The 22,273-nt window shown below is 41.9% G+C and carries 19 protein-coding genes; 14 read left to right on the top strand and 5 right to left on the bottom strand.

From position 1 onward, the window contains the following. The first annotated feature begins 9 nt into the window (after positions 1-9). The 9 genes from pstA to H5162_RS14965 all read left to right on the top strand — a co-directional run bounded on the left by pstA (position 10) and on the right by H5162_RS14965 (position 8,763). Entirely contained in the window at positions 10-1,659 is a 1,650-nt protein-coding gene (pstA, locus tag H5162_RS15005; protein ID WP_145238216.1) for a phosphate ABC transporter permease PstA, read from the top strand. A 27-nt stretch (positions 1,660-1,686) separates the two neighbouring features. Further along, positions 1,687-2,514: a phosphate ABC transporter ATP-binding protein PstB gene (gene pstB, locus H5162_RS15000; protein ID WP_145238219.1), complete on the top strand. Its 828-nt coding sequence runs from the start codon at positions 1,687-1,689 to the stop codon at positions 2,512-2,514. 54 nt (positions 2,515-2,568) lie between these two features. Continuing rightward, positions 2,569-3,270 (top strand): phosphate signaling complex protein PhoU, encoded by a 702-nt coding sequence (gene phoU, locus H5162_RS14995; RefSeq protein WP_064668157.1) that lies wholly within the window; start codon positions 2,569-2,571, stop codon positions 3,268-3,270. A gap of 171 nt (positions 3,271-3,441) precedes the next feature. Next, a complete protein-coding gene (locus H5162_RS14990) occupies positions 3,442-4,119 on the top strand; it encodes a TIGR00153 family protein (protein WP_145238222.1) in 678 nt (225 codons plus the stop codon). A 39-nt stretch (positions 4,120-4,158) separates the two neighbouring features. Further along, positions 4,159-5,427, top strand: a complete 1,269-nt coding sequence (locus H5162_RS14985) for an inorganic phosphate transporter (RefSeq protein WP_145238225.1) — start codon at positions 4,159-4,161, stop codon at positions 5,425-5,427. A 92-nt stretch (positions 5,428-5,519) separates the two neighbouring features. Beyond that, the gene (locus H5162_RS14980; RefSeq protein ID WP_145238228.1) at positions 5,520-6,449 is read left to right on the top strand and encodes a hydrogen peroxide-inducible genes activator; all 930 of its coding nucleotides are present in this window, start codon (positions 5,520-5,522) and stop codon (positions 6,447-6,449) included. Positions 6,450-6,714: 265 nt separating this feature from the next. Continuing rightward, positions 6,715-7,257 carry an RNA polymerase sigma factor gene (locus H5162_RS14975; RefSeq protein WP_182719203.1) on the top strand — a complete coding sequence of 181 codons (543 nt, stop codon included), beginning with the start codon at positions 6,715-6,717 and terminating at the stop codon, positions 7,255-7,257. Beyond that, positions 7,250-7,840: a hypothetical protein gene (locus tag H5162_RS14970; RefSeq protein ID WP_145238235.1), complete on the top strand. Its 591-nt coding sequence runs from the start codon at positions 7,250-7,252 to the stop codon at positions 7,838-7,840. The genes H5162_RS14975 and H5162_RS14970 overlap by 8 nt, the downstream gene beginning before the upstream one ends. 11 nt (positions 7,841-7,851) lie before the next feature. Then, positions 7,852-8,763 carry a hypothetical protein gene (locus H5162_RS14965; RefSeq protein WP_182732011.1) on the top strand — a complete coding sequence of 304 codons (912 nt, stop codon included), beginning with the start codon at positions 7,852-7,854 and terminating at the stop codon, positions 8,761-8,763. A gap of 63 nt (positions 8,764-8,826) precedes the next feature. On the opposite strand, the gene H5162_RS14960 is transcribed toward H5162_RS14965, so the two are convergent. Both H5162_RS14960 and H5162_RS14955 read right to left on the bottom strand, forming a co-directional pair. Continuing rightward, positions 8,827-9,051, bottom strand: a complete 225-nt coding sequence (locus H5162_RS14960) for a hypothetical protein (protein ID WP_145238241.1) — start codon at positions 9,049-9,051, stop codon at positions 8,827-8,829. A 203-nt stretch (positions 9,052-9,254) separates the two neighbouring features. Next, positions 9,255-11,780: an EAL domain-containing protein gene (locus H5162_RS14955; RefSeq protein WP_145238244.1), complete on the bottom strand. Its 2,526-nt coding sequence runs from the start codon at positions 11,778-11,780 to the stop codon at positions 9,255-9,257. 168 nt (positions 11,781-11,948) lie between these two features. Here H5162_RS14955 and queA point away from each other — a divergent pair, with 168 nt between their 5' ends. The 5 genes from queA to secF all read left to right on the top strand — a co-directional run bounded on the left by queA (position 11,949) and on the right by secF (position 17,482). After that, entirely contained in the window at positions 11,949-12,980 is a 1,032-nt protein-coding gene (gene queA, locus H5162_RS14950; protein WP_145238247.1) for a tRNA preQ1(34) S-adenosylmethionine ribosyltransferase-isomerase QueA, read from the top strand. A gap of 174 nt (positions 12,981-13,154) precedes the next feature. After that, positions 13,155-14,282 (top strand): tRNA guanosine(34) transglycosylase Tgt, encoded by a 1,128-nt coding sequence (gene tgt, locus H5162_RS14945; protein WP_182778884.1) that lies wholly within the window; start codon positions 13,155-13,157, stop codon positions 14,280-14,282. A gap of 25 nt (positions 14,283-14,307) precedes the next feature. Further along, positions 14,308-14,646, top strand: a complete 339-nt coding sequence (yajC, locus tag H5162_RS14940; RefSeq protein ID WP_182732013.1) for a preprotein translocase subunit YajC — start codon at positions 14,308-14,310, stop codon at positions 14,644-14,646. 19 nt (positions 14,647-14,665) lie between these two features. After that, on the top strand, positions 14,666-16,525 hold the full coding sequence (gene secD / locus H5162_RS14935; protein ID WP_145238253.1) for a protein translocase subunit SecD: 1,860 nt from the start codon (positions 14,666-14,668) through the stop codon (positions 16,523-16,525). Positions 16,526-16,534: 9 nt separating this feature from the next. Continuing rightward, positions 16,535-17,482, top strand: a complete 948-nt coding sequence (gene secF, locus H5162_RS14930) for a protein translocase subunit SecF (protein WP_145238256.1) — start codon at positions 16,535-16,537, stop codon at positions 17,480-17,482. A 1,647-nt stretch (positions 17,483-19,129) separates the two neighbouring features. On the opposite strand, the gene cysQ is transcribed toward secF, so the two are convergent. The 3 genes from cysQ to H5162_RS14915 are packed head-to-tail and all read right to left on the bottom strand — an operon-like array spanning position 19,130 to position 22,270. Beyond that, entirely contained in the window at positions 19,130-19,912 is a 783-nt protein-coding gene (gene cysQ / locus H5162_RS14925) for a 3'(2'),5'-bisphosphate nucleotidase CysQ (protein ID WP_182778882.1), read from the bottom strand. Between the two features lie 3 nt (positions 19,913-19,915). Then, a complete protein-coding gene (gene cysC / locus H5162_RS14920) occupies positions 19,916-20,515 on the bottom strand; it encodes an adenylyl-sulfate kinase (RefSeq protein ID WP_145238262.1) in 600 nt (199 codons plus the stop codon). 30 nt (positions 20,516-20,545) lie between these two features. Beyond that, complete coding sequence (locus tag H5162_RS14915; protein WP_182719264.1) at positions 20,546-22,270, bottom strand: SLC13 family permease; 1,725 nt, start codon at positions 22,268-22,270, stop codon at positions 20,546-20,548. Positions 22,271-22,273: the final 3 nt, after the last annotated feature.

Raw genomic sequence — 22,273 nt, 5'->3', positions numbered from 1 at the left:
AGACACGACATGTTAAAGCAGTGGTTTAAGTCAGGTTCTCCTTGGATATGGATGACAGGTGGTGCAGTAAGTATCAGTTTGATTTCTGTCTTAGGGTTATTAGCAATGATTGCTTGGAAAGGGTTAAGCTTTTTCTGGCCATCACAAGTAGTGCAATTAGAGCTACAAGGCTCGGTTGCGCAGCAAACCGTAATTGGTGAAATATACGACCGTGAAATGGTGCCTAAGTCTCGTCTTGAGGCAACCGGTGTTGATTTATCTGGTTATGATAAAGAGCAACTAGAGCGTTATTTAATTAAAACCGGTAACCGTGAATACGTTGATTTAGATTTTCGTTGGGTGTTAGAAACCGACATAAAATCAAATACCATGCCTGCGACCCTAGCTGTATTTGAGCGCAGTAAAAACGGTAACTTTTATGGCTACGTTGAACAGGTAATAAAAGACGGCCAAGTGATTACCGATAATAAAACTGAAGTATTAGAAGAATTAGTTGAACGTGCCGTTGAGCTTAATGAGCAAGCTCTTGATTTGCAAAACGGTGACATTGGGCATATTAACTATCAATTAGAGCGTTTACGTTTACAAGAGAAATCGTATTTACTTGATGATGCATTGACCGATGAACGAGTGGCTGAGCTTGCGCAACAGCGTGCTGATCTAAGAGCCGAGTATGGCGTACTTGAAAAGCAATTATTTGCACTGCGCAAACAAGCTAAGCGTGATCAGGTAACCGTAAAAGATATGCGCGGTGAAATTGTTACTTTGCCTTTATATCAGGTTTTGGATTTTTGGTTTCCTAATGACATGAGCTTTGTTGCAAAGCTAGGTCACTATTTTGTTCAACTAGGTAAATTTGTTTCAGATGATCCGCGTGAAGCTAATACCGAAGGTGGTGTATTCCCGGCAATCTTTGGTACTGTTTTTATGGTAATGTTGATGGCTGTAATCGTAACGCCGTTTGGGGTTGTAGCAGCTATATACTTACATGAATATGCGGCTAAAAATGCGGTTACCAAGATGATCCGTATCGCGGTCATTAACTTGGCTGGTGTTCCTTCAATTGTTTACGGTGTATTCGGCTTAGGATTCTTTGTTTATGTATTAGGTGGCAGTTTGGATCAATTGTTTTATCCAGAAGCCGCACCTAGTCCAGTATTTGGTACTCCAGGGGTACTTTGGTCTGCTTTAACGCTTGCTATTTTAACGCTGCCTGTGGTGATTGTATCAACCGAAGAAGGCTTATCACGTATCCCAAGTACGGTTCGTCATGGCTCTTTAGCACTGGGCGCAACGCAAGCTGAAACGTTATGGCGTATTATCGTGCCAATGGCCAGTCCTGCGATTATGACCGGTTTAATATTAGCGGTAGCGCGTGCTGCCGGCGAAGTTGCACCATTGATGCTAGTGGGTGTGGTGAAAATGGCACCGACATTACCGCTCGATGGTAACTTCCCGTATTTTCATCTAGATCGAAAGTTCATGCATTTAGGTTTTCATATATACGATGTTGGCTTCCAAAGCCCAAATGTTGAAGCGGCGCGTCCGCTAGTGTATGCCACCGCATTCTTATTGGTATCAGTAATTATTACACTGAATATCACCGCGATAGGCATACGTAACCATTTACGTGAAAAATTTAGATCGCTTGATCAATAATTAGTAAAGATTCTATAGGTAACAAACATGATTACAGTCGCTCCACAAGTAAACCAATCAAGCACGAGTTTGAAATTGGACTTAGATAATTTAAGCACCGAGCAAACGGCACTCGAGATCAAAAACTTAGATCTTTACTATGGTGAAAAACAAGCGCTTAGCTCAGTGAATATGAATATTCCAAAAGGCCAAGTAACCGCATTTATCGGACCATCAGGGTGTGGTAAATCTACGTTATTGCGCTGTATTAACCGTATGAATGATCTGGTTGATATTTGCCGTATTGAAGGTGAAATTTTACTACACGGACAAAACATCTATGACAAAAAGGTAGATGTTGCAGCGCTGCGTCGCAATGTTGGTATGGTATTTCAGCGTCCGAACCCGTTTCCTAAATCAATCTACGAAAATGTGGTTTATGGCCTACGCTTACAAGGTATCAAAGAAAAACGTAAATTAGACGAGGTGGTTGAACAGTCACTGCGAGGCGCGGCACTGTGGGATGAAGTAAAAGATCGGCTTCACGATAGCGCATTTGGTTTGTCAGGTGGTCAGCAGCAACGTTTAGTGATTGCACGCTCTATCGCCATTGAGCCTGAAGTATTATTACTCGATGAGCCAACATCAGCATTGGATCCTATTTCAACACTGGTAATTGAAGAGCTTATCAACGATTTAAAAAATAAGTTTACCGTTGTTATCGTAACCCACAACATGCAACAAGCAGCGCGGGTTTCTGATCAAACGGCCTTTATGTACATGGGTGAATTAATAGAGTACTCAGATACCAATACGTTATTTACTACCCCAACGAAAAAGAAAACGGAAGATTATATCACCGGTCGTTACGGCTAGGCTGAGTCAAACTGTTTTTGGGTTACGTTAGCGATTTTGATAAGAAGGTAAACAATGGAACACAATATTAATAAGCATATTTCTGGCCGCTTTAACCAAGAGCTAGAAAACGTTCGTAACCATGTATTAAGCATGGGTGGCTTAGTTGAGCAGCAACTTAATAGCGCGCTTGATGCGGTAAGTAATGGCGATGCTGAGTTAGCGCGTAAAGTGCGTGAAAACGACTATAAAGTAAACGCCATGGAAGTAAATATTGATGAGGAATGTACCCGTATCATTGCTCGTCGTCAGCCAGCTGCAAGTGATTTACGCTTAGTGGTCGCGATTGCTAAAACCATTGCCGATTTAGAGCGTATTGGCGATGAGGCTGAGCGTATTGCTAAAGTTGCGCTAGATTCATTTACTAAAGATCAGCAAGATTTATTAGTTAACATCGAAAATATGGGTCGCCAAGTTTCAAAAATGCTGCATGATGTACTCGATGCTTTTGCACGTATGGATGTACAAAAAGCATTTGAAGTACACAAAGAAGATGCCAAGGTTGACCGTGAGTATGAAGCAATTACTCGTCAAATTATGACCTATATGATGGAAGATCCACGTTCAATTCCAAAAATTATGGATTTAGTTTGGTCGGTACGTTCATTGGAACGTATTGGCGACCGTTGTCAAAACATCTCTGAATATATTATTTACTTTGTTAATGGCAAAGATATTCGTCATACATCTCAAGAGGATATAGAAAAATCGTTATAGATTTTTTGATACCGTCTTGTTTTATTAAAGCGGCCAATGGTCGCTTTTCATGTTTTCGTTATAATTATAATGCTGTAGCGGCAGCTGTGATGTAATAAAAGCATTCACAATCGCGGTGAATGCTGTAAAATTCACGCCGCAAAGCATACTAATTTGATTTAAGGGTCAGTTATGCCTACAAACGCATTTTTAGGGGTATTCGCAAAATCTCCTATAAAGCCAATGGAAGATCACATCAAGAAGGTACATCAAGCAAGTAAAGCTTTGATCCCTTTTTTCAATCATGTATTTAAAGAAGAGTGGCAACAAGCAGAAGAGATTCGCTTGAACATTCGTACTTTAGAACGTGAAGCCGACGACATGAAAAGAAATATACGTTTACAATTACCGCGCGGTTTATTTATGCCGGTAGAGCGTACAGATTTGCTCGAACTCGTCACCCAGCAAGATAAAATTGCTAATAAAGCAAAAGACATTGCTGGTCGTGTAATTGGTCGTGAGATGACCATTCCAAAAGAAATTCAAGTTAACTTTTTAGCCTATGTAACTCGCTGTGTTGATGCAACTAAACAAGCATCAAACGCAATCAATGAGTTAGATGAGTTACTAGAAACTGGTTTTAAAGGTCGTGAAGTGACCTTAGTAGAAAAAATGCTCGTTGAATTGGATGCAATTGAACAAGACACGGATGATATGCAAATCATAATACGTCGCCAATTACGCGACGTCGAAGATGAACTCAATCCTGTAGATGTAATGTTTTTATATAAAATCATCGAATGGGTCGGCGAGCTTGCGGATATCGCAGAACGCGTTGGTTCGCGTCTTGAGCTGATGTTAGCTCGGTAATTTACACTCAGTTCAATAACGAAAGATTAGGGTTACACAATGGATATCATTGCATCTTATGGCACGGTATTAATTTTAATTGCCGCAGCAGTCGGTTTTTTTATGGCTTATGGTATTGGCGCGAATGACGTTGCTAATGCGATGGGCACATCGGTAGGTTCAAAAGCATTAACTATTAAACAAGCTATTTTTATAGCGATGATTTTTGAATTTGCAGGCGCCTACTTAGCTGGCGGCGAAGTAACATCGACAATTCGTAAAGGCATTATCGATTCTACGCCGTTTTTAGACCTGCCAGAACTTATGGTATTAGGGATGATCTCGGCATTATTTGCAGCGGGTAGTTGGTTGCTAATAGCTTCATTCTTAGGTTGGCCGGTATCAACCACGCATTCAATTATTGGCGCTATCATCGGATTTGCCTTAGTTGCAGTTGGCAGCGAAGCGATTCAATGGGACAAAGTTGCAGGTATTGTGGGGAGTTGGATTGTTACCCCGGCGATTTCAGGGTTTATTGCCTACTTAATATTTATGAGTGCGCAAAAGTTAATTTTTGACACCGATGCGCCACTTAATAATGCCAAACGCTATGTGCCTATTTACATGGGTTTAGCCGGTTTTATCATGTCTTTAGTAACCATCAAGAAAGGTTTAAAGCACATTGGTATTAATTTAGGTGCTGTTGAAGGTTATGCATTAGCAATCGGTATTGCTGTTATTGTTGGTATTATTGGTAAAATCGTTATTTCTCGGTTAAAGATTGATCCAAAAGCCGATAAGAAAATGCAATTTAATAACGTTGAGAAAGTATTTGCTATCTTAATGGTATTAACCGCATGTTGTATGGCATTTGCTCATGGTTCTAATGACGTGGCTAACGCGATTGGTCCGTTGGCTGCAGTTGTAAACATTGTTGAAAATAACGGTGAGATAGCTAAGCAAGCGACAATCGCATGGTGGATTTTACCACTAGGTGGTTTCGGTATTGTTGCAGGCCTTGCAATTTTAGGCAAAAAAGTAATTAAAACGATTGGTGAAGGCATTACGCATTTAACACCAAGTCGTGGTTTTGCTGCTGAATTAGCTGCTGCTTCTACAGTTGTAATTGCATCGGGAACAGGCTTACCAATTTCTACTACACAAACCTTAGTTGGCGCGGTATTAGGGGTAGGTATGGCACGTGGAATTGCTGCACTTAATATGGGTGTGATCAGAAACATTGTAGTTTCTTGGGTAATTACATTGCCAGTTGGCGCTGCCCTTGCTATTGTTATTTTCTACATACTGAGAACTGCCTTTGGAGTTTAAATCCAGCAGTCTTTAAGTATTACAGACTTTTAGCTTGAAAAGATCTCAACGCCCTTGGTGTTGGGGTCTTTTTATTTGTGGGTACAAAAAGTATGACGAACTTACCAAGTATTAAACAGCTGCAGTATTTATTGGCAGTTCATCAGCATCAACATTTTGGCCGCGCCGCAAGTGCGTGTTTTATTGGTCAATCAACACTCAGCAGTGCAATTCAAACCCTTGAAGAAACACTCGGTTGCCAACTCATAGAGCGTGAAAATCGTAGTTTGATGTTCACAGCCATCGGCGAAGAAGTGGTAGAGCGGGCACGCAAAATTATTGACGATACGCTAAGTGTTAGAGAGCTGACTAAAAGCCATTTAACACCGCTAAGCGGTACGCTCACCCTCGGAGTTATTCCAACGATTGCTAGTTTTATTGCGGCACCTCTATATCACCTTTGTCAGCAACAGTTTGCTGATTTAGAGTTGGTACTGGTTGAAGACACCAGTGATAGCTTGTTAGATAAACTCGAGCATGGCCATATCGATATGGCGCTATTGGCACTACCTTACGATACTGATAAATTTCATACTCAAGTACTCGCGCAAGATCACTTTTGCTTAGTACATCATAAAGACTATTTACCTGCTAAGAATATAGAAGATTTTAACTTGTTACCGGAAGCCAGCGTGTTCTTATTAGAGCGAGAGCATTGTATGACAGGGCACGCATTAAGTGCTTGTCATTTAAATCGTTCAAGCTGTATCAATCCGTTTGAAGCGGCGAGCTTACACACCTTACTTAGCATGGTTGAGCACCAGTTCGGTGTGACTTTTTTACCGCAAATGGCGATTAACGCGGGTATTTTAGCGAACAAAAACATGCTTGCCACTCCCTCACAAAGTGACGCATACCGCGATATTGGCATTTTATGGCGCAAAACAACTGGTCGTATTCGAGATTTTCGTTTATTTAGCCAAATGCTAGAAAGCTTTTTAAAGCAGCAATGTCGCTTAATGCCAATCGACTTAAATATTTAACCATTCTAGCGAGCTAAATAAAGCGCTAACTGCGTTATAAATTTTTCATGTAGAACAACTATATGTCAAAATTTATGCCTTGTTATCACTCCATTTATCTGTCGCTATAAATGGTCAGTAACTTAACACGATTGGTATAACGACACAGGAATAGCTCATTTAGGTGAGCTTTTTTATTTATTTTCATTTATTTTTATCTTTTCCAAACTATCTGCTTCACTCTATCGACTAACCTCATAAGTAAAATAACTAAGCATCGAGAATCGTGTTTTTTCAATCAATAGAAACATTAATCGCCAAAGCACAACAAGGAAATAAGCGCGCCTGGCTTAAGCTGGTTAAGCAGCATGAAAGCCAAGTTTATAACTATTGTTTGCGGATGCTAAGTAACCCAGATGATGCCATGGACTTAATGCAAGAGGTGTTTATTTCGGTGTATAAAAGTCTGCCGAACTTTCGTGGTGAGTCGAGTTTTAATACTTGGGTATTTCAAATTGTGCATCGGCGTAGCGTTGAATACTACCGCCGTCGCAAGCATTATCAGAGCTTAGATGATGTGCCAGAACAGGCCTGTGAACACAGTGAATTAGAAGGCAATAGTGTAGCTCAGGCCCAGCATCAGCAATTAAAAAGTATGTTGAATAAGTTACCGTGGGAGCAGCGTTTAGTGGTGGAGTTGAAATTTTTCCAGCATTGCACCTTTGAAGAGATTGCTGAGCAATTAGATATTTCAACTAATACTGCTAAGTCGCGGTTATACAGTGCATTAGGAAAATTAAAAGTTCATTTGGAGGCCGTAGATGGCTAGTTTAGAGTCGCTTTTTGAGCAATGGTTAGATGGTAAAGTTTTGAGCGATAAACAATTGCAGCAGCTCGAAAATGATCCCGAATATGCAGCGTTGATGAGCCAAGCGCAAGTATGGCAACAGCATAGCCGTGACTATAAGGCTGTACCTGTACCAATCTGGGATCGCCAATCAACAATATCGCAGTTCTCCGCTGTGCGTGTGTTTAGCGTCGCTGGAGCGTGGGCTGTTGCAGCATCAGTATTGGTTTGTTCGTTAATCTTTTTAGTTATACCGCAATCAGATGCGCAGGGGTTACTTGCACAAGTAACGAAACAAACACATTTATTGCAGTCTCAACAAAAGCAAATTGACCAAATGCAAAGAATTATTACTGCGCAAAATCAATTGCAACAACAGCAGATGTATCAATTAGCAAAAGAGGCCATTGCAACAGGACGAGTTGAACGCCAAGAAGATATTGCCAGTTTAATCACTTACATCAAAACCCAGCGAGCTCAAGATCAAGCGTATCTACGGATGCAATTAAATGATTTAGCCGAACAAGTACAAGAGCAGCCAACAGCCGCGATTGCGAAAAATTAGGAGTATAGAGCATGAATAAAAAACTTATCAGCAGCGCCATAATGGCCATACTTGGGTGCTTAAGTGCTAATGTATCTGCGCAAGACCCTGCGGAGTTGGCATCAATACAGCGTGAAGTAGCAATAATGGAAAACATTTTAAGCAGCGCGTTAAAGCAAGATACCAATAAAAGGATCCGTGCGATTCAAGCCAACTATTTTGTTAAGCAGGGAGTGGTATTTGAGCTGGACGTAAGAGGCTCTAGCCGCTGGCAGACTATTTTTAGTAACGCACCTAATGCGCCGTTACCACCGCTGCCTGAAATTGATTTTGCTAATATGGATATTGAAATTATCAGTGATCAAGTAGAGTTTATTACCGAAGATGTTGTTGAATCATCACGAGAAGCTTATCAACAAGCGATGGAACTAATGCGTGAAGGCGCAGAACAAGTGCGCGAAATTGCAGAGCAAGAGCGTGATGTGGGCCGAAAGTTGCGGGATTTAGAGCGTGAAAAGCGCGATTTAGAGTTTGCCAGCCGCCATGATAATAGCGCCGAAGAAAAACAGCTTGAACAACGCAAAAAAGCGTTAGAAAAAGATATCGCGAAGCTGGAAAAACAACAAACTACACTCACTAAACAGCAGCAACAGCTACGCCAAAATATCAATGCAAAGCATGCAGAGCGTGAGCAACAACAAGCCGCAGAGCAACAACAGTTACTGGAGCAAGTAAGTACAAGTATCAGTCTTACGTTATGTGATTACGGTAGTGGTTTACGTAGTTTGCCAAACGACGAGCATGTGAGTTTTGTTCTTAAAGGGCTCGGCGATAAAAATACGAGTTTAATAAAAGTATTTAATAAATCAGATATTAAAAAGTGTGTCGCCGGCGATATCAAAGCCAGCGAACTGACTAAAAAAGCTATTAGCTACCAATTTTAATTAGCCGAGCTGATATTAACTCAGCTCAATTAATAACTTATCCCTGACCAACAAGCAGCCGTATTATAAAGGCTGCTTTTCGTTATGCCCTTCATATTCAAACTGTTTATTGAATGGCGTAATATCTGGTAAAAATAACAAATAAACCCACACCACTAAGTTAAAGTAGGGGATCAAACCTAAGCAGGTAAAAGTTACAACCGGGTAACCTTTGATACTGGCATATCGATAGCATTGGTAAGTTATCCCTAAGTTTACCGCTAATAGTAACACTATTAATTGCATCATAATTCACTCCATAAATTGACAATGATACTAATAACAACATGTTAGTTTGTAAGTGGCATGTTGCTATGATTTAACGATGTCATGTGAAATTTCGATTATCATCATAATCACAAGACATTTATCGCCCGATGAGCAAAGTATAGATGAGTTATCACAAGATGGAAGTAAAAAAATGCGTAGATTTGTATGAAAAGTTCGCTATTTTAGCTAGGTGGTTGTTCGTAAAAAGTTTTGTTTTGATAAATTTTTTGTAACTGATGTTTGATTTTTTCTACGGGCACCGGGCGTGAAATAAAGTAGCCTTGGCCATAATCAACACCTATTTCTTTTAGTGCTAAAAAGATCTCTTCATTTTCAACATATTCAGCAACTGAACGCTTATTGAGCGAGCGACTAATATCGTTTATTGCTTTAACTAACGCCAAGTCGATTGGATCATTAAGCATATCGCGAACAAACGAACCGTCTATTTTTACGTGTTGAGCTGGCAGTTGCTTAAGATAATTAAAGGTGCTAAAGCCAGTGCCAAAGTCATCAATTGAGAAATGACAGCCCAAGCGATTGAGCTTTTCGATCATCGCACGAGTGGCAGTTAAATTATTGATACTGGCGGATTCGGTGATCTCAAAAATAACCCGGGTAGGGCTGATATCGCACTTTTCAAGGGTCGATTCGATATGCGGTAATAGGCGTTCATCTAAAAACGATTGCGCAGATAGGTTTATTGCAACTTGATTTAGCTCAGGGTTAGCGGCAATGGCAGAAATTGCATTGCTGATCACACATTGATCCATTAAGTAAGTGTCGTTCAATAATTCAAGTGACGGAATAAATTGGTTTGGATAAACCAGTTCACCGTCGAGTTTTAAGCGTAACAGTGCTTCAAAATAAGCGACACCACCATGTTTAAAGTCCCAAATAGGCTGGTAATGTAATTCAATTTGGTTTTGTTGCAATGCTTGGCGAATGCTGTGTCCCCACTCTAATCCAGCTTGCAAGGTGTTATGGCTGGCATCTTCTTTAGAGTAACAATGAACCAAATTACGGCCTAAGCTTTTAGCAACGTACAAGGCAATATCAGCTTGTTTTAAGCATTCACTCGGATCATGGTTCGCTGCTGTTATTTGCGTTAAGCCAATTGAGCAGCTAATTGAATAAACTTGTTCTTCAGATTTAAACTGATGACCTTCAATAGCCATGCAAATACTTTCAGCTATCAAGTGTGCATCAAGCAGATTCATATTATTTAAGATCACCGCAAATTCATCACCACCAATGCGACACACTAAGTGTTCATCACTGATATTGGCGTTAAATAGTTGCGCAACTTCTTTAAGAACTATATCGCCTTGTTGATGGCCTTTACTGTCATTAATTATTTTAAAATGATCGAGGTCAATATAAATTAAAGCGTGCTCTATGTCGCCATTAGTGCGTTGCGGCTGGCAAATTCGATTGAGTTGTTGATCAAAATAATAGCGGTTATGTAAGCCGGTTAAGGTGTCATGTAGTGCTAAATGGCGCAGCTGTAATTCAGCTTGTTTGCGCTCATGAATATTATCTATTGTGGCGGTGATCGTGGCAGCATTACTGCTGTTTTTGATTAGTTGTAAGCGGCACTCAACCCAAATAGCTTGACCATCTTTATGAATAATTTGCACTTCAACCTGCTGTTGCAAGGCACCGCCATGCAAAATACTGCTAATTGTTTGCAGTAGTTTATCTTTGCAATCATTGATACAAAAGTCAGAGAGTGCTTTGCTCAAGGTTTGTTTTATGCCAAACCCACTGAGTGCTTCCCACGCAGGGTTGATAAAACGAATGCGGCCTTGTTCATCAAATTCAAGCACCACAGTATTAAGATGTAATAGTATCCGCTGATGGGCTGAAAATAGCTCCTTATAGCGGCTTTGACTTTGACTTAGCTGTTCTACTTTTTGTGCAAACTCTGCATAACTGACCATAAAATCTTCACGGCGCGCAGCATGGTCGCATACTTTACTTAACAAGGTTTGTTCATATGGTGCACGAATAAAATCAGTGACCCCTGAAAGCAATAGTTGTTCAGCATGATCGGCATCTTTCGTGTCTATAATGGTTACAATGGCTTGTTTTGGGTTGTGTTGTAAAATCTCTTCAACTAATTGACTGGCAGCTCCTGCGTGTGCTGCGGTTGCATCAAGTAACACAATGGCAAACTTTTGCTGCAAATAGATTGATAATGCTTGTTTATTACTAGAAACATGGGTGCAGGCAAAGTTTAGCTGTAATTGTTGCGCTATTTCAGCTGCTTTGTCACTGTCGGTTTCGAGCAGCAACAAGTCTAAACGACTACTTTTTTCTAAATGCGTTGATAACACATTTGCCAGTACCTGTGGCAGCATATCTTGGCGTTCAAATGGCAATACTGCATCTATGCCATAACTGCGTGCTGTCGTTTCGGCTATTCGCTCACAATAGATAGGCGGAGTTAGTACAATTGGTGTATTTTTTGGGGTTTTTAATAACCCTGAACGGATCATCCGAGAAAATCGCCAACCATCTATTTTACCAACATTAAGACCGGTAATAATGACATCGACCGCTTGAGATTTAAGAATTTCGAGGGCTTGCTGGCTATCGGCTACTTCAAGGAAAGTAAATACATTGAGCCGATTTAAGGTTGACTTAACAGCCTGACGCTCAGCGACACTGGCGTTTAAGATCAGCAAAGTTAGCTGCTTAGCCATTTATGTCACACCTCTTATAAACCTAGATCTAATTAAGTTGAGTAGAATAATGCCATTTGTCTCGAACCACAAGAGAACATTCCATTGTATTTTAATTAAAGCCGTTGGTTGAGCTAATAGCGCGATGCAGTTAAACTTGGCGCGACTTTTTTGATCTGGATATATCCTATGCGCGTGGCTGATTTTAGCTTTGACTTACCTGATGAATTAATTGCTCGTTTTCCTAAACAGGATCGAACCAGCAGTCGCTTATTAACCTTAGATGGCCCAAGTGGCGCTGTAGAACATAAAATATTTAGCGATATTATTGATTTAGTAAATGAAAATGACTTGTTGGTATTTAACAATACCAAAGTGATCCCTGCTCGTATGTATGGCCAAAAAGCGTCAGGTGGCAAAGTTGAAGTCTTAGTAGAGCGAGTGCTTGATGAGCACCGCGTGCTGGCTCATGTACGCGCCAGTAAATCACCAAAACCAGGTACAGAACTTATTCTCGAAGGTAAAGCGCAGGCGACTATGGTGGGTCGTCATGGCGAATTGTTTGAACTAGAGTTTAGCGATAGTCAAAATGTACTGGAAATTTTAAACGATATTGGCCATATGCCACTGCCACCTTATATTGACCGTCCAGATACTGACGAAGACCGCAAACGCTATCAAACAGTTTACGGTGAAAAACCTGGCGCGGTTGCAGCGCCAACTGCTGGCCTACATTTTGACGATACGCTCATGGCAGCAATAAAAGCTAAGGGCGTAAACATGGCATTTGTTACTCTGCATGTTGGCGCGGGCACATTTCAGCCGGTACGCGTAGACTCGGTTGATGATCATATAATGCACTCCGAATACATTGAAGTGCCTGATGATGTTGTTGCAGCAGTCGCTGCAACCAAAGCTAACGGCGGCAGAGTGATTGCGGTAGGCACAACTTCGGTACGTTCATTGGAATCAGCAGCTAAGATACATGGCGGCCAATTAGCCAGTTACTTTGGTGACACCGATATTTTTATTTACCCAGGTTATCAATTTAACGTAGTTGATGCCATGGTCACTAATTTTCACTTGTCAGAATCGACATTGATCATGTTGGTTAGTGCATTTGCTGGGCAAGATAATATTATGAGTGCATACCAAACTGCAATTGCACAAAAATACCGCTTTTTTAGCTACGGCGATGCGATGTTTTTAACCCGTAAATAGTTTTTTCTATAAAAGCACTTAAAGCCCAGCCTTGCGTTGGGCTTTTTAGTTTTGATTTTTGCACTTTTAATTTCAGCTTTGGGCCCAATTAATAGTAATGGTTTTACAAAAAGGGTAGAATCGAGCGGTTAAATTATAGCTTGTTGGACTGTTTTTCTGACATTTGAGGATGATATGAAGTTTGAATTAGACCGTACAGACGGTAAAGCCCGCCGCGGCCGCTTGATTTTTGATAGAGGCGTAGTCGAAACGCCAGCATTTATGCCAGTAGGTACTTACGGTACTGTCAAAGGTATGACCCCAGATGAAGTCAAAGACACTGGTGCGCATATTTGCCTAGGTAACACCTTCCATTTAATGCTTCGCCCTGGTACTGAAATCATCAAGCAGCATGGTGGATTACATGGTTTTATGAATTGGGATAAACCAATTTTAACCGACTCAGGCGGTTTTCAAGTGTTTAGCTTAGGCGCAATGCGTAAAATTACCGAAGAAGGTGTATTGTTTAGCTCGCCTGTTAACGGTGAAAAAATTATGCTTTCACCAGAAAAAGCTATGCAAGTGCAGAGTGATTTAGGTTCAGACATCGTAATGATTTTTGACGAATGTACGCCTTATCCTGCCACCGAAAAAGAAGCTAAAGATTCAATGGAGTTATCACTTCGTTGGGCTAAGCGTTCAAAAGAAGGTCACGGTGACAATCCATCAGCTTTATTTGGTATTATCCAAGGTGGTATGTATCCGGAGTTGCGTGCTCAGTCACAACAAGGTCTTGAAGAAATTGGTTTTGATGGCTACGCACTCGGTGGTTTATCGGTCGGTGAGCCAAAAAATGAGATGATTAACATTCTTGATCACTGTGCTTATAAAATGCCAGAGAACAAACCCCGTTACCTTATGGGTGTAGGTAAACCTGAAGACTTAGTTGAAGCCGTTCGTCGCGGTATCGATATGTTTGACTGTGTAATGCCAACTCGTAATGCGCGTAATGGTCATTTATTTATAACCGGTGGCATTGTGAAAATTCGTAATGCTGTGCACAAAACAGATACCGGCCCACTTGATCCTGAGTGTGATTGCCATACTTGTAAGAATTATTCGCGCGCGTACCTACATCATCTTGATAAATGTAACGAAATTTTAGGTGCACGACTAAACACAATTCATAACTTACGTTACTATCAGCGCGTTATGGAAGGTTTACGTAATGCGATCGGTGACGGTAAGTTAGATGAATTCGTAAATGATTTTTATGCACGCCGCGGCCAAGAAGTGCCAGAGCTTGCAGATACCACAAATTAAATTTAAAAATTAAAGAGGAAGTGTTATGAGTTTATTTATTTCAAACGCCCACGCAAGTGCGGCAGGTGCAGCGCCAGCCGGTGGTGGTTATGAGATGTTGATCATGCTAGCTATCTTTGGCTTAGTATTTTACTTCTTGATTTACCGTCCACAAGCTAAGCGTGTAAAAGAACATAAAGCGCTGATGAATGCGATGGCAAAAGGCGATGAAGTTCTTACTCAAGGTGGTTTAGTGGGTAAAATCGCTAAAATCTCTGACGATAAAGATTTCATTGTTATTTCACTTAACGATCAAGCTGAAGTAACTGTACAAAAATCAGCAGTGTCAGCAGTATTGCCTAAAGGCACAATGAAGTCGCTATAATAATAATAAGGACGCCCACGTGTTAAACAAGTTTCCATTATGGAAGTATTTACTTGTTCTAGCTGTGATTGCGGTAGGTCTTTTATATGCCTCTCCTAATTTGTATGGTCGTGATCCGGCCATACAAATTTCAGGTACTAAAGGAACTGATGCAGATCTAGCTGTAGTAGACAAAGTAAATGCGACCCTCAAAGAGCACAATGTTACCGTAAAATCAGTTAAGTTCGAAAACGGTCAAGTGTTGATCCGCTTTAAAAATGTTGAAGAGCAGCTTAAAGCGCAAGATTTATTGCGTGATTCATTGAGCGACGATTACATCTCAGCCATTAACATGGCCCCGGCGCAACCTCATTGGTTAAAAGCCCTTGGCGGCAATCCAATGAAATTGGGCTTGGATTTAAGTGGCGGTGTTCACTTTACGATGGAAATTGACATGGTGACAGCGGTTGATAACGCGCTGGAACAAATGGATCAAGACTATAAAAGTGATTTACGTGAAGAAAAACTACGCTATCGCACGGTACGTCGTGTAGCTGGTACTGAACGTATTCGTGTGGAGATGCGCAGCGCAGAAGATAAAGATGCGGCAGAGCGTTTTTTACAGTCACGCTACCCATTACACAACTACATTGATGATAGCTCTAACGATAACGCGTTTTATGCCACCATCAGCGAGCAAAAACTCAAAGAAATTCGTGACTATGCTATCAAGCAAAACGAAACCATTATCCGTAACCGTATTAACCAAATCGGTGTTGCTGAGCCTAACGTACAACGTCAAGGTGCAGAGCGTATTATTGTGCAGCTACCAGGTGTTCAAGATACTGCGCGTGCGAAAGAGATTTTGGGTGCTACAGCAACCCTTGAGTTTCGTGAAGTAGACGAAAATGCCGATCCAACGGCAGCAGCGCAAGGGCGTATTCCGCCTGGTACTGAAATGATCATGAGCCGTGACGGCTACCCAGTGGTACTTAAAAAACGCATTATTCTCGAAGGTAGTCACATTACTGGTGCGCAATCGGGTGCCGATGAATACCAACGTCCGCAAGTAAGTATTAGCCTTGATAGCAAAGGCGGCGCGAAAATGAATGCTTTCACTAAGCGTGCTATTGGCAAGCGTATGGCGACGGTATTTATAGAATATAAGCCCTCTGGTAAAACAGACGAAAACGGTAAAGCGCTACCACCAATTAAGGTGGAAGAAGTGATCAACGTTGCAACTATACAAGCGCGTCTTGATCGTTCGTTTCGCATCACCGGCATTGATAACCCTGCAGAAGCACATAACTTAAGCTTATTACTACGTGCGGGAGCACTTGTTGCGCCAATTCAAATTGTTGAAGAGCGCACGGTAGGGCCAAGCTTAGGTCAAGAAAATATCGAAGCAGGTATGACGGCGGTTGCTTTAGGCTTCCTGTTTGTACTGATCTTTATGTTAGTTTATTACAAAGGTTTTGGCTTAGTCGCTAATATTGCCTTAGCAGCTAACTTAGTATTGATTGTGGGTGTTATGTCGTTGATCCCAGGCGCTGCACTAACACTGCCAGGTATTGCTGGTATCGTACTAACGGTAGGTATGGCAGTTGATGCCAACGTACTAATATTTGAGCGTATTCGCGAAGAGCTGGCCGATGGACGTAGTCCGCAACAGGCTGTTCATCATGGCTATGATAGTGCTTTTAGTACGATTTTTGATGCCAATATTACCACCTTAATTGCTGCGATTATCTTGTTCGCAGTGGGTACAGGCCCAATTGCTGGTTTCGCAGTGACACTTGCGATAGGTATTATCACCTCAATGTTTACAGCCATTGTTGGTACCCGTGCGGTAATCAACTTATGTATTGGTGGTAAGCGCATTGATAAGCTGTCAATTTAAGGAGCAGATATGCAAATTTTAAAATTAGGCGGCAGAACTTTAGGGTTTATGTCGCTGCGCAAAGTTGCTATGAGCATCTCAACGCTACTTATTTTGGCATCGTTCGCATCGTTCTTCGTTAAAGGTTTAAACTTTGGCTTAGATTTTACGGGCGGTACTGCTGTAGAAGTAGGTTTTGCACAACCAGCAGACTTAAAGAAAGTACGTTCAGTGTTAGCTGAAAATGGTTTTGCAGATGCATCAGTACAATTATTTGGTTCAAGCCAAGAGATTTTGGTTCGCTTAGCACCGCGTGGTGATGATGTTAAAGCCGAAGTAATTGGTAACCAAGTAATTGATGCACTTAAAAAAGCCGATGATAGCGTAGTAATGCGTCGAATTGAGTTTGTTGGCCCAAGTGTAGGTGAAGACTTAAAAGAGCAGGGTGGCCTTGCCATGTTAACTGCGCTTATTTGTATCTTGATCTATGTAGCATTTCGCTTTGAGTGGCGTTTTGCGGTAGGCGCAGTGTCGGCACTTTTACACGATGTAATCATTACTTTAGGTTTGTTTTCAGTATTAGGGTTAGAGTTCGACTTAACCATATTGGCGGCAATACTGGCGGTAATAGGTTACTCTCTTAATGATACTATCGTTGTATCTGACCGTATTCGTGAGAACTTCCGCAAAGTGCGTATCGACGATACTGTTGAGATAATTGATATTTCATTAACGCAAACACTTAACCGTACTCTAGTAACTTCAATTACCACTATTTTAGTATTAATCGCCTTGTTTGCTTGGGGTGGTCAAACTATTCATGGTTTTGCTACAGCGCTGTTATTTGGTGTGTTTATTGGTACTTACTCTTCGATTTATGTTGCTAGTGCCGTTGCGCTTGCAATGGGCGTAAGTAAAGAAGACTTAATACCAGAAGTTATCGAAAAAGAAGGCGCAGATTTAGACGCTATGCCATAGGTATGATTCTAATTTTACGTTTAAAAAACCGCTCATTGAGCGGTTTTTTGCTTTTAGGTATTGATGCCGCGCAAGCTGTATTAGGGATCAGATTATAGGTGTCAGATTTCAGGTAGAGCTAGTCTCCAGCCTTCAATCTCTTGCATTTCACTTTTGTGTGTAGCGAAGCGCCTCTGTGCGCTCGTGAGCATAAAATTGCGCGAGGTAAACTCTAGCCTACGGGTTGGCATCGGTGTTTTAATATGCGTAGGCGCGACTTTATGCCTAGTAAGTTGTATTGAGGGGTTAGATTTCAGGTGGAGCTAGTCTCAGTCTTTAACCTAATGCCTTTCACTTCTTTGTGTAGCCTAGCGACTCGGTGTTCTCTGTGGTGAAATTTATTTTTAAGATAGAATACAGAGCAGATTTTTCGTGGCTGAAGCCAACTCCTACGAGTTAAAGCTTATAACTCAACCTCCGTGTAGCGAAGCGACTCGGTGTTCTCTGTGGTGAAATTGTTTTTTCAAATAGAATGCAGAGCAGGATTTTTCGTGGCTGAAGCCAACTCCTACGAGTGAAGAGTCGGGCTTAAACTTACCGCTTAAAGTTCTACAGCTTATGATTCAACCTCTGTGTAGCGAAGCGCCTCGGTGTTCTCTGTGGTGAAATTGTTTTTTCAAATAGAATGCAGAGCAGGATTTTTCGTGGCTGAAGCCAACTCCTACGAGTGAAGAGTCGGGCTTAAACTTATCGCTTAAAGTTCTACAGCTTATGATTCAACCTCTGTGTACCGAAGCGACTCGGTGTTCTCTGTGGTGAAATTGTTTTTTCAAATAGAATGCAGAGCAGATTTTTCGTGGCTGAAGCCAACTCCTACGAGTGAAGAGTCGGTCTTAAACTTACCGCTTAAAGCCTAAAGCCTATGGCTAAAACCCTCTGTGTAGCGCGAAGCGACTCGGTGTTCTCTGTGGTGAAATTGTTTTTTCAAATAGAATGCAGGCAGATTTTTCGTGGCTGAAGCCAACTCCTACGAGTGAAGAGTCGGGCTTAAACTTATCGCTTAAAGTTCTACAGCTTATGATTCAACCTCTGTGTAGCGAAGCGACTCGGTGTTCTCTGTGGTGAAATTGTTTTTTCAAATAGAATGCAGAGCAGATTTTTCGTGGCTGAAGCCAACTCCTACGAGTGAAGAGTCGGTCTTAAACTTATCGCTTAAAGCTTATGGCTAAAGCCCTCTGTGTAGCGCGAAGCGCCTCGGTGCTCTCAGTGGTGAGATTGTTTTTAAATTAAACACAGAGCGAGTTTCTTCTTGACTGAAGTCAACTCCTACGAGTGAAGAGTTGGGCTTAAACTTACCGCTTAAAGATTATGGCTAAAGCCCTCTGTGTAGCGCGAAGCGCCTCGGTGTTCTCTGTGGTGAAATTGTTTTTTCAAATAGAATGCAGGCAGTTTTTTCGTGGCTGAAGCCAACTCCTACGAGTGAAGAGTCGGTCTTAAACTTACCGCTTAAAGCTTATGGCTAAAGCCCTCTGTGTAGCCTAGCGCCTCGGTGTTCTCTGTGGTGAAATTGTTTTTTCAAATAGAATGCAGAGCAGGATTTTTCGTGGCTGAAGCCAACTCCTACGAGTGAAGAGTCGGCCTTAAACTTACCGCTTAAAGCTCGACAGCTTATAGCTTGGTTTCTTCTTCTATCACACTCACCACAAAATACGGATTCAAATACTCATCTTTTGTGTTGTATAAAAGCGGGCTGCCGTCGAGCTGAGTAACTTTTGCGCCGGCTATTTCGGCTATAGCGTGACCTGCGCCGGTGTCCCATTCGCAGGTTGGGCCTAGGCGTGGGTAAATGTCGGCGCTGCCTTCGGCGACTAAGCACAGTTTTAGTGAACTGCCTTTTGAGACCATTTCAACCTCATCAAAGCGTTTTACAAACTCGGCTAAATCCGGTGATGGATGCGAGCGGCTGCCGACTACGCGGATAAGGCCTTTGTTTGCTTTGGTGGTGACTTTAAGCTCAATGCGCTCATCACCGCGGTCCTTAAATGCGCCGATTGCCTCTGCTGCCAGATAAGACACGCCTAGCGCAGGCGCATCTACTACCGCTAAGATAGGCTTGCCGTTTTCAATCAAGGCGATGTTAACGGTAAACTCACCGTTCTTTTTAATAAACTCTTTAGTGCCGTCGATTGGGTCAACCAGCCAATAGCGGGTCCACGTTTGGCGAATATCCCAGCTGATATCGGCACTTTCTTCACTTAATACTGGGATCTCTGGGGTTAAGTGGGCTAGGCCATTGGCAATCACTTTGTGAGCTGCAAGATCGGCGTCGGTTACAGGGCTTTCATCAGCTTTGTACTCAACGTTAAAATCCTTTTCGTAAATCCCCATAATAGCGCTGCCAGCTTGGCGGGCAAGGATCAGTATTTCTTCGAGCAGTTCCGTTTGGTTCATGACTTAACCTTTAATAATTTGCTGTTGTTTTAGATACGCTATCAGCTCTTGCACCGATTGGTCTAGGGTGTTTTTACTGGTATCTAAGATTATTTCCGGTGAATGGGGTATTTGGTAGTCTGAATCTATACCTGTGAAGTGTTTTATTTCACCTGCGCGGGCTTTTTTGTATAAGCCTTTTGGATCGCGGCTCTCGCATACGTCCAGAGGTGTGTCTAAAAACACTTCGATAAATTCACCGTCATCGACTAAGTTTCTTACCATATCGCGTTCAGCGCGAAATGGGGAAATAAATGCGGTGAGTACCAATAATCCAGCATCGACCATTAGTTTAGCGGTTTCACCAACGCGGCGAATATTTTCGATACGGTCTTCGTCGCTAAAGCCTAAATCTTTACACAAGCCGTGGCGTACGTTGTCGCCATCAAGCAGGTAGGTGTGAATACCTTGTTGATTGAGTGCGCTTTCAAGGGCGTTTGCTACGGTGCTTTTACCTGAGCCGGAAAAACCAGTGAACCATAAAATAGCCGGTTTATGGCTTTTGTGTTCGCTACGTTGTGCTTTAGTAATGGCATAGTTATGCCAAACAATGTTCTCATCCATTATAAAACTCTCTTATGAGTAAGCGCTGGCTTAAAATGGAAATACCAGCGGGATCAGGGTTAATACCGTTATTGAATAAATAATAGAAAGCGGTAAGCCCATTAATACATAGTCTTTTAAACGATAATTGCCGGCGCTATAAACCATCAGGTTAGTTTGATAACCAAATGGTGATATAAAGCTTGCAGATGCACCAAAGGCGACCGCCATAATAAACGGCAGCGGGTCAACATTAAAGCCCATTGCTAATGCATAAGCGACAGGGAATGATAGTGCCGCTGCGGCGTTATTGGTGATAAGTTCGGTGAACATTACTGTCATTACAAAAATCGCGATAAACGCGCCATAGGGGCCAAAATCACCGAGTACATAAAACAATGCTGCAGATATTTGTCCAGCTAGGCCGGTGCCTATCATCAGTTTAGCAAGGCCAATGGCGCTACCAACTACAGCGAGTAACTCAATAGGAAAACGGCGTTTTACTTCACTCAGCTTTATCGTTCCCGTGAGCATTAAGCCAATCAGCAATACTAATAAGCCTTTTACCAGTGGTACATAGCCAATAATACTCAGCCCAAGTACCGTTGCAAAGCTCGCTAATACTAAGTTAGATTGCTTGGGCGCTAAGTGAGTTTGTAAATCAAGCCCGGAAATATACACAAATTCGCGTTTTAAATTAGGCAGACTATAAAAGTCTTTACCTGGTGCGAGGATCAGTGAGTCTCCCGCTTGCAGCTGCACTTTACCAAGGCCACCTTGCAAGCGGTCATGGCCGCGACGAATAGCGATAACAGCGGCATGAAACTGTTCACGAAAACGCGCTTCTTTAACTGTTTTTCCTATAAATTTAGATGATTGGCTGACAACAACTTCAACGAGGTGCTCAACATCTTTTTGATGTTTATCGTGAACTATTTTTAGCCCGTCAAAGCGTGTTAGCAATGGCACTGATTTGATGTCACCGACAAACAGCAATACATCGCCCGCTTTAATCACTTGTTGCGGGGTCACTGCACAAATGCGTTTATCGCCGCGAATAATTTCCGCTAGGAATAAGTCTTTAAGTTCGCGCAGGCCATTTTCTTCTACGCTTTTACCAATTAGTTTTGAGCCTTCTTCTATTTTACCTTCGAGATAAAAAGGCACCACTTCTTGATCGTTTTTGCCGTTGTCTGGCAAATATTTTAGCATCACTAAAATAGTGATCAGGCCCACACTTAATGCGCCTAGCCCGACTATGGTAAAGTCGAAAAAGCCTAGCGGTGCCATGCCTGCATCAACGGCAAAACCATTGACGATTAAATTTGTTGAAGTACCAATTAAGGTAATTGTGCCACCTAAAATAGCAGTATACGACAGCGGTAATAGTAGCTTTGAAGGTGAATGGTTTGGATTGTCTTTTATGGCAGTAATGAGCGATGCGACAACCGCTGTATTATTGGTAAATGAGGATAAAAACGCTGTAGAAAGTCCGAGCTTAGTGACTGAGCTGGTTAAACTTCCTTTTGATAATGACTGGGCAAGCTTTTGTACGAGTGTAGTTTTTTCAACCGCAATCGAAACCAGTACTAATAACACTAAGGTGATCAGTGATGGATTGGCGTAGTTGATCAGCATATCTTCAAGGTCGATTAACCCGCCTAGATATGCGGTGCCAATGGCGCCAACAAAAAGCCATGCTGGCTTTAGCCGCGTGCCAAACAGGCACCCGACTAAAGTTAGCATAATGCCTGTTAATACTAGCTGTTGATACATGCT

Source organism: Pseudoalteromonas sp. SR41-8 (assembly GCF_014163915.1).
In the GTDB taxonomy this organism is placed as follows: Bacteria; Pseudomonadota; Gammaproteobacteria; order Enterobacterales; family Alteromonadaceae; genus Pseudoalteromonas; species Pseudoalteromonas rhizosphaerae.
The sequence above is the reverse complement of the archived record's forward strand: the minus strand, read 5'-3'. Positions and strand labels throughout refer to the sequence as shown.

What these genes read in the sequence shown, in the direction of transcription:
- pstA (WP_145238216.1), top strand. Translation starts at nt 10, where the DNA reads ATGTTAAAGCAGTGGTTTAAGTCAGGTTCTCCTTGGATATGGATGACA.
- pstB (WP_145238219.1), top strand. Translation starts at nt 1,687, where the DNA reads ATGATTACAGTCGCTCCACAAGTAAACCAATCAAGCACGAGTTTGAAA.
- phoU (WP_064668157.1), top strand. Translation starts at nt 2,569, where the DNA reads ATGGAACACAATATTAATAAGCATATTTCTGGCCGCTTTAACCAAGAG.
- H5162_RS14990 (WP_145238222.1), top strand. Translation starts at nt 3,442, where the DNA reads ATGCCTACAAACGCATTTTTAGGGGTATTCGCAAAATCTCCTATAAAG.
- H5162_RS14985 (WP_145238225.1), top strand. Translation starts at nt 4,159, where the DNA reads ATGGATATCATTGCATCTTATGGCACGGTATTAATTTTAATTGCCGCA.
- H5162_RS14980 (WP_145238228.1), top strand. Translation starts at nt 5,520, where the DNA reads ATGACGAACTTACCAAGTATTAAACAGCTGCAGTATTTATTGGCAGTT.
- H5162_RS14970 (WP_145238235.1), top strand. Translation starts at nt 7,250, where the DNA reads ATGGCTAGTTTAGAGTCGCTTTTTGAGCAATGGTTAGATGGTAAAGTT.
- H5162_RS14965 (WP_182732011.1), top strand. Translation starts at nt 7,852, where the DNA reads ATGAATAAAAAACTTATCAGCAGCGCCATAATGGCCATACTTGGGTGC.
- H5162_RS14960 (WP_145238241.1), bottom strand. Translation starts at nt 9,051, where the DNA reads ATGATGCAATTAATAGTGTTACTATTAGCGGTAAACTTAGGGATAACT.
- H5162_RS14955 (WP_145238244.1), bottom strand. Translation starts at nt 11,780, where the DNA reads ATGGCTAAGCAGCTAACTTTGCTGATCTTAAACGCCAGTGTCGCTGAG.
- queA (WP_145238247.1), top strand. Translation starts at nt 11,949, where the DNA reads ATGCGCGTGGCTGATTTTAGCTTTGACTTACCTGATGAATTAATTGCT.
- tgt (WP_182778884.1), top strand. Translation starts at nt 13,155, where the DNA reads ATGAAGTTTGAATTAGACCGTACAGACGGTAAAGCCCGCCGCGGCCGC.
- yajC (WP_182732013.1), top strand. Translation starts at nt 14,308, where the DNA reads ATGAGTTTATTTATTTCAAACGCCCACGCAAGTGCGGCAGGTGCAGCG.
- secF (WP_145238256.1), top strand. Translation starts at nt 16,535, where the DNA reads ATGCAAATTTTAAAATTAGGCGGCAGAACTTTAGGGTTTATGTCGCTG.
- cysQ (WP_182778882.1), bottom strand. Translation starts at nt 19,912, where the DNA reads ATGAACCAAACGGAACTGCTCGAAGAAATACTGATCCTTGCCCGCCAA.
- cysC (WP_145238262.1), bottom strand. Translation starts at nt 20,515, where the DNA reads ATGGATGAGAACATTGTTTGGCATAACTATGCCATTACTAAAGCACAA.
- H5162_RS14915 (WP_182719264.1), bottom strand. Translation starts at nt 22,270, where the DNA reads ATGTATCAACAGCTAGTATTAACAGGCATTATGCTAACTTTAGTCGGG.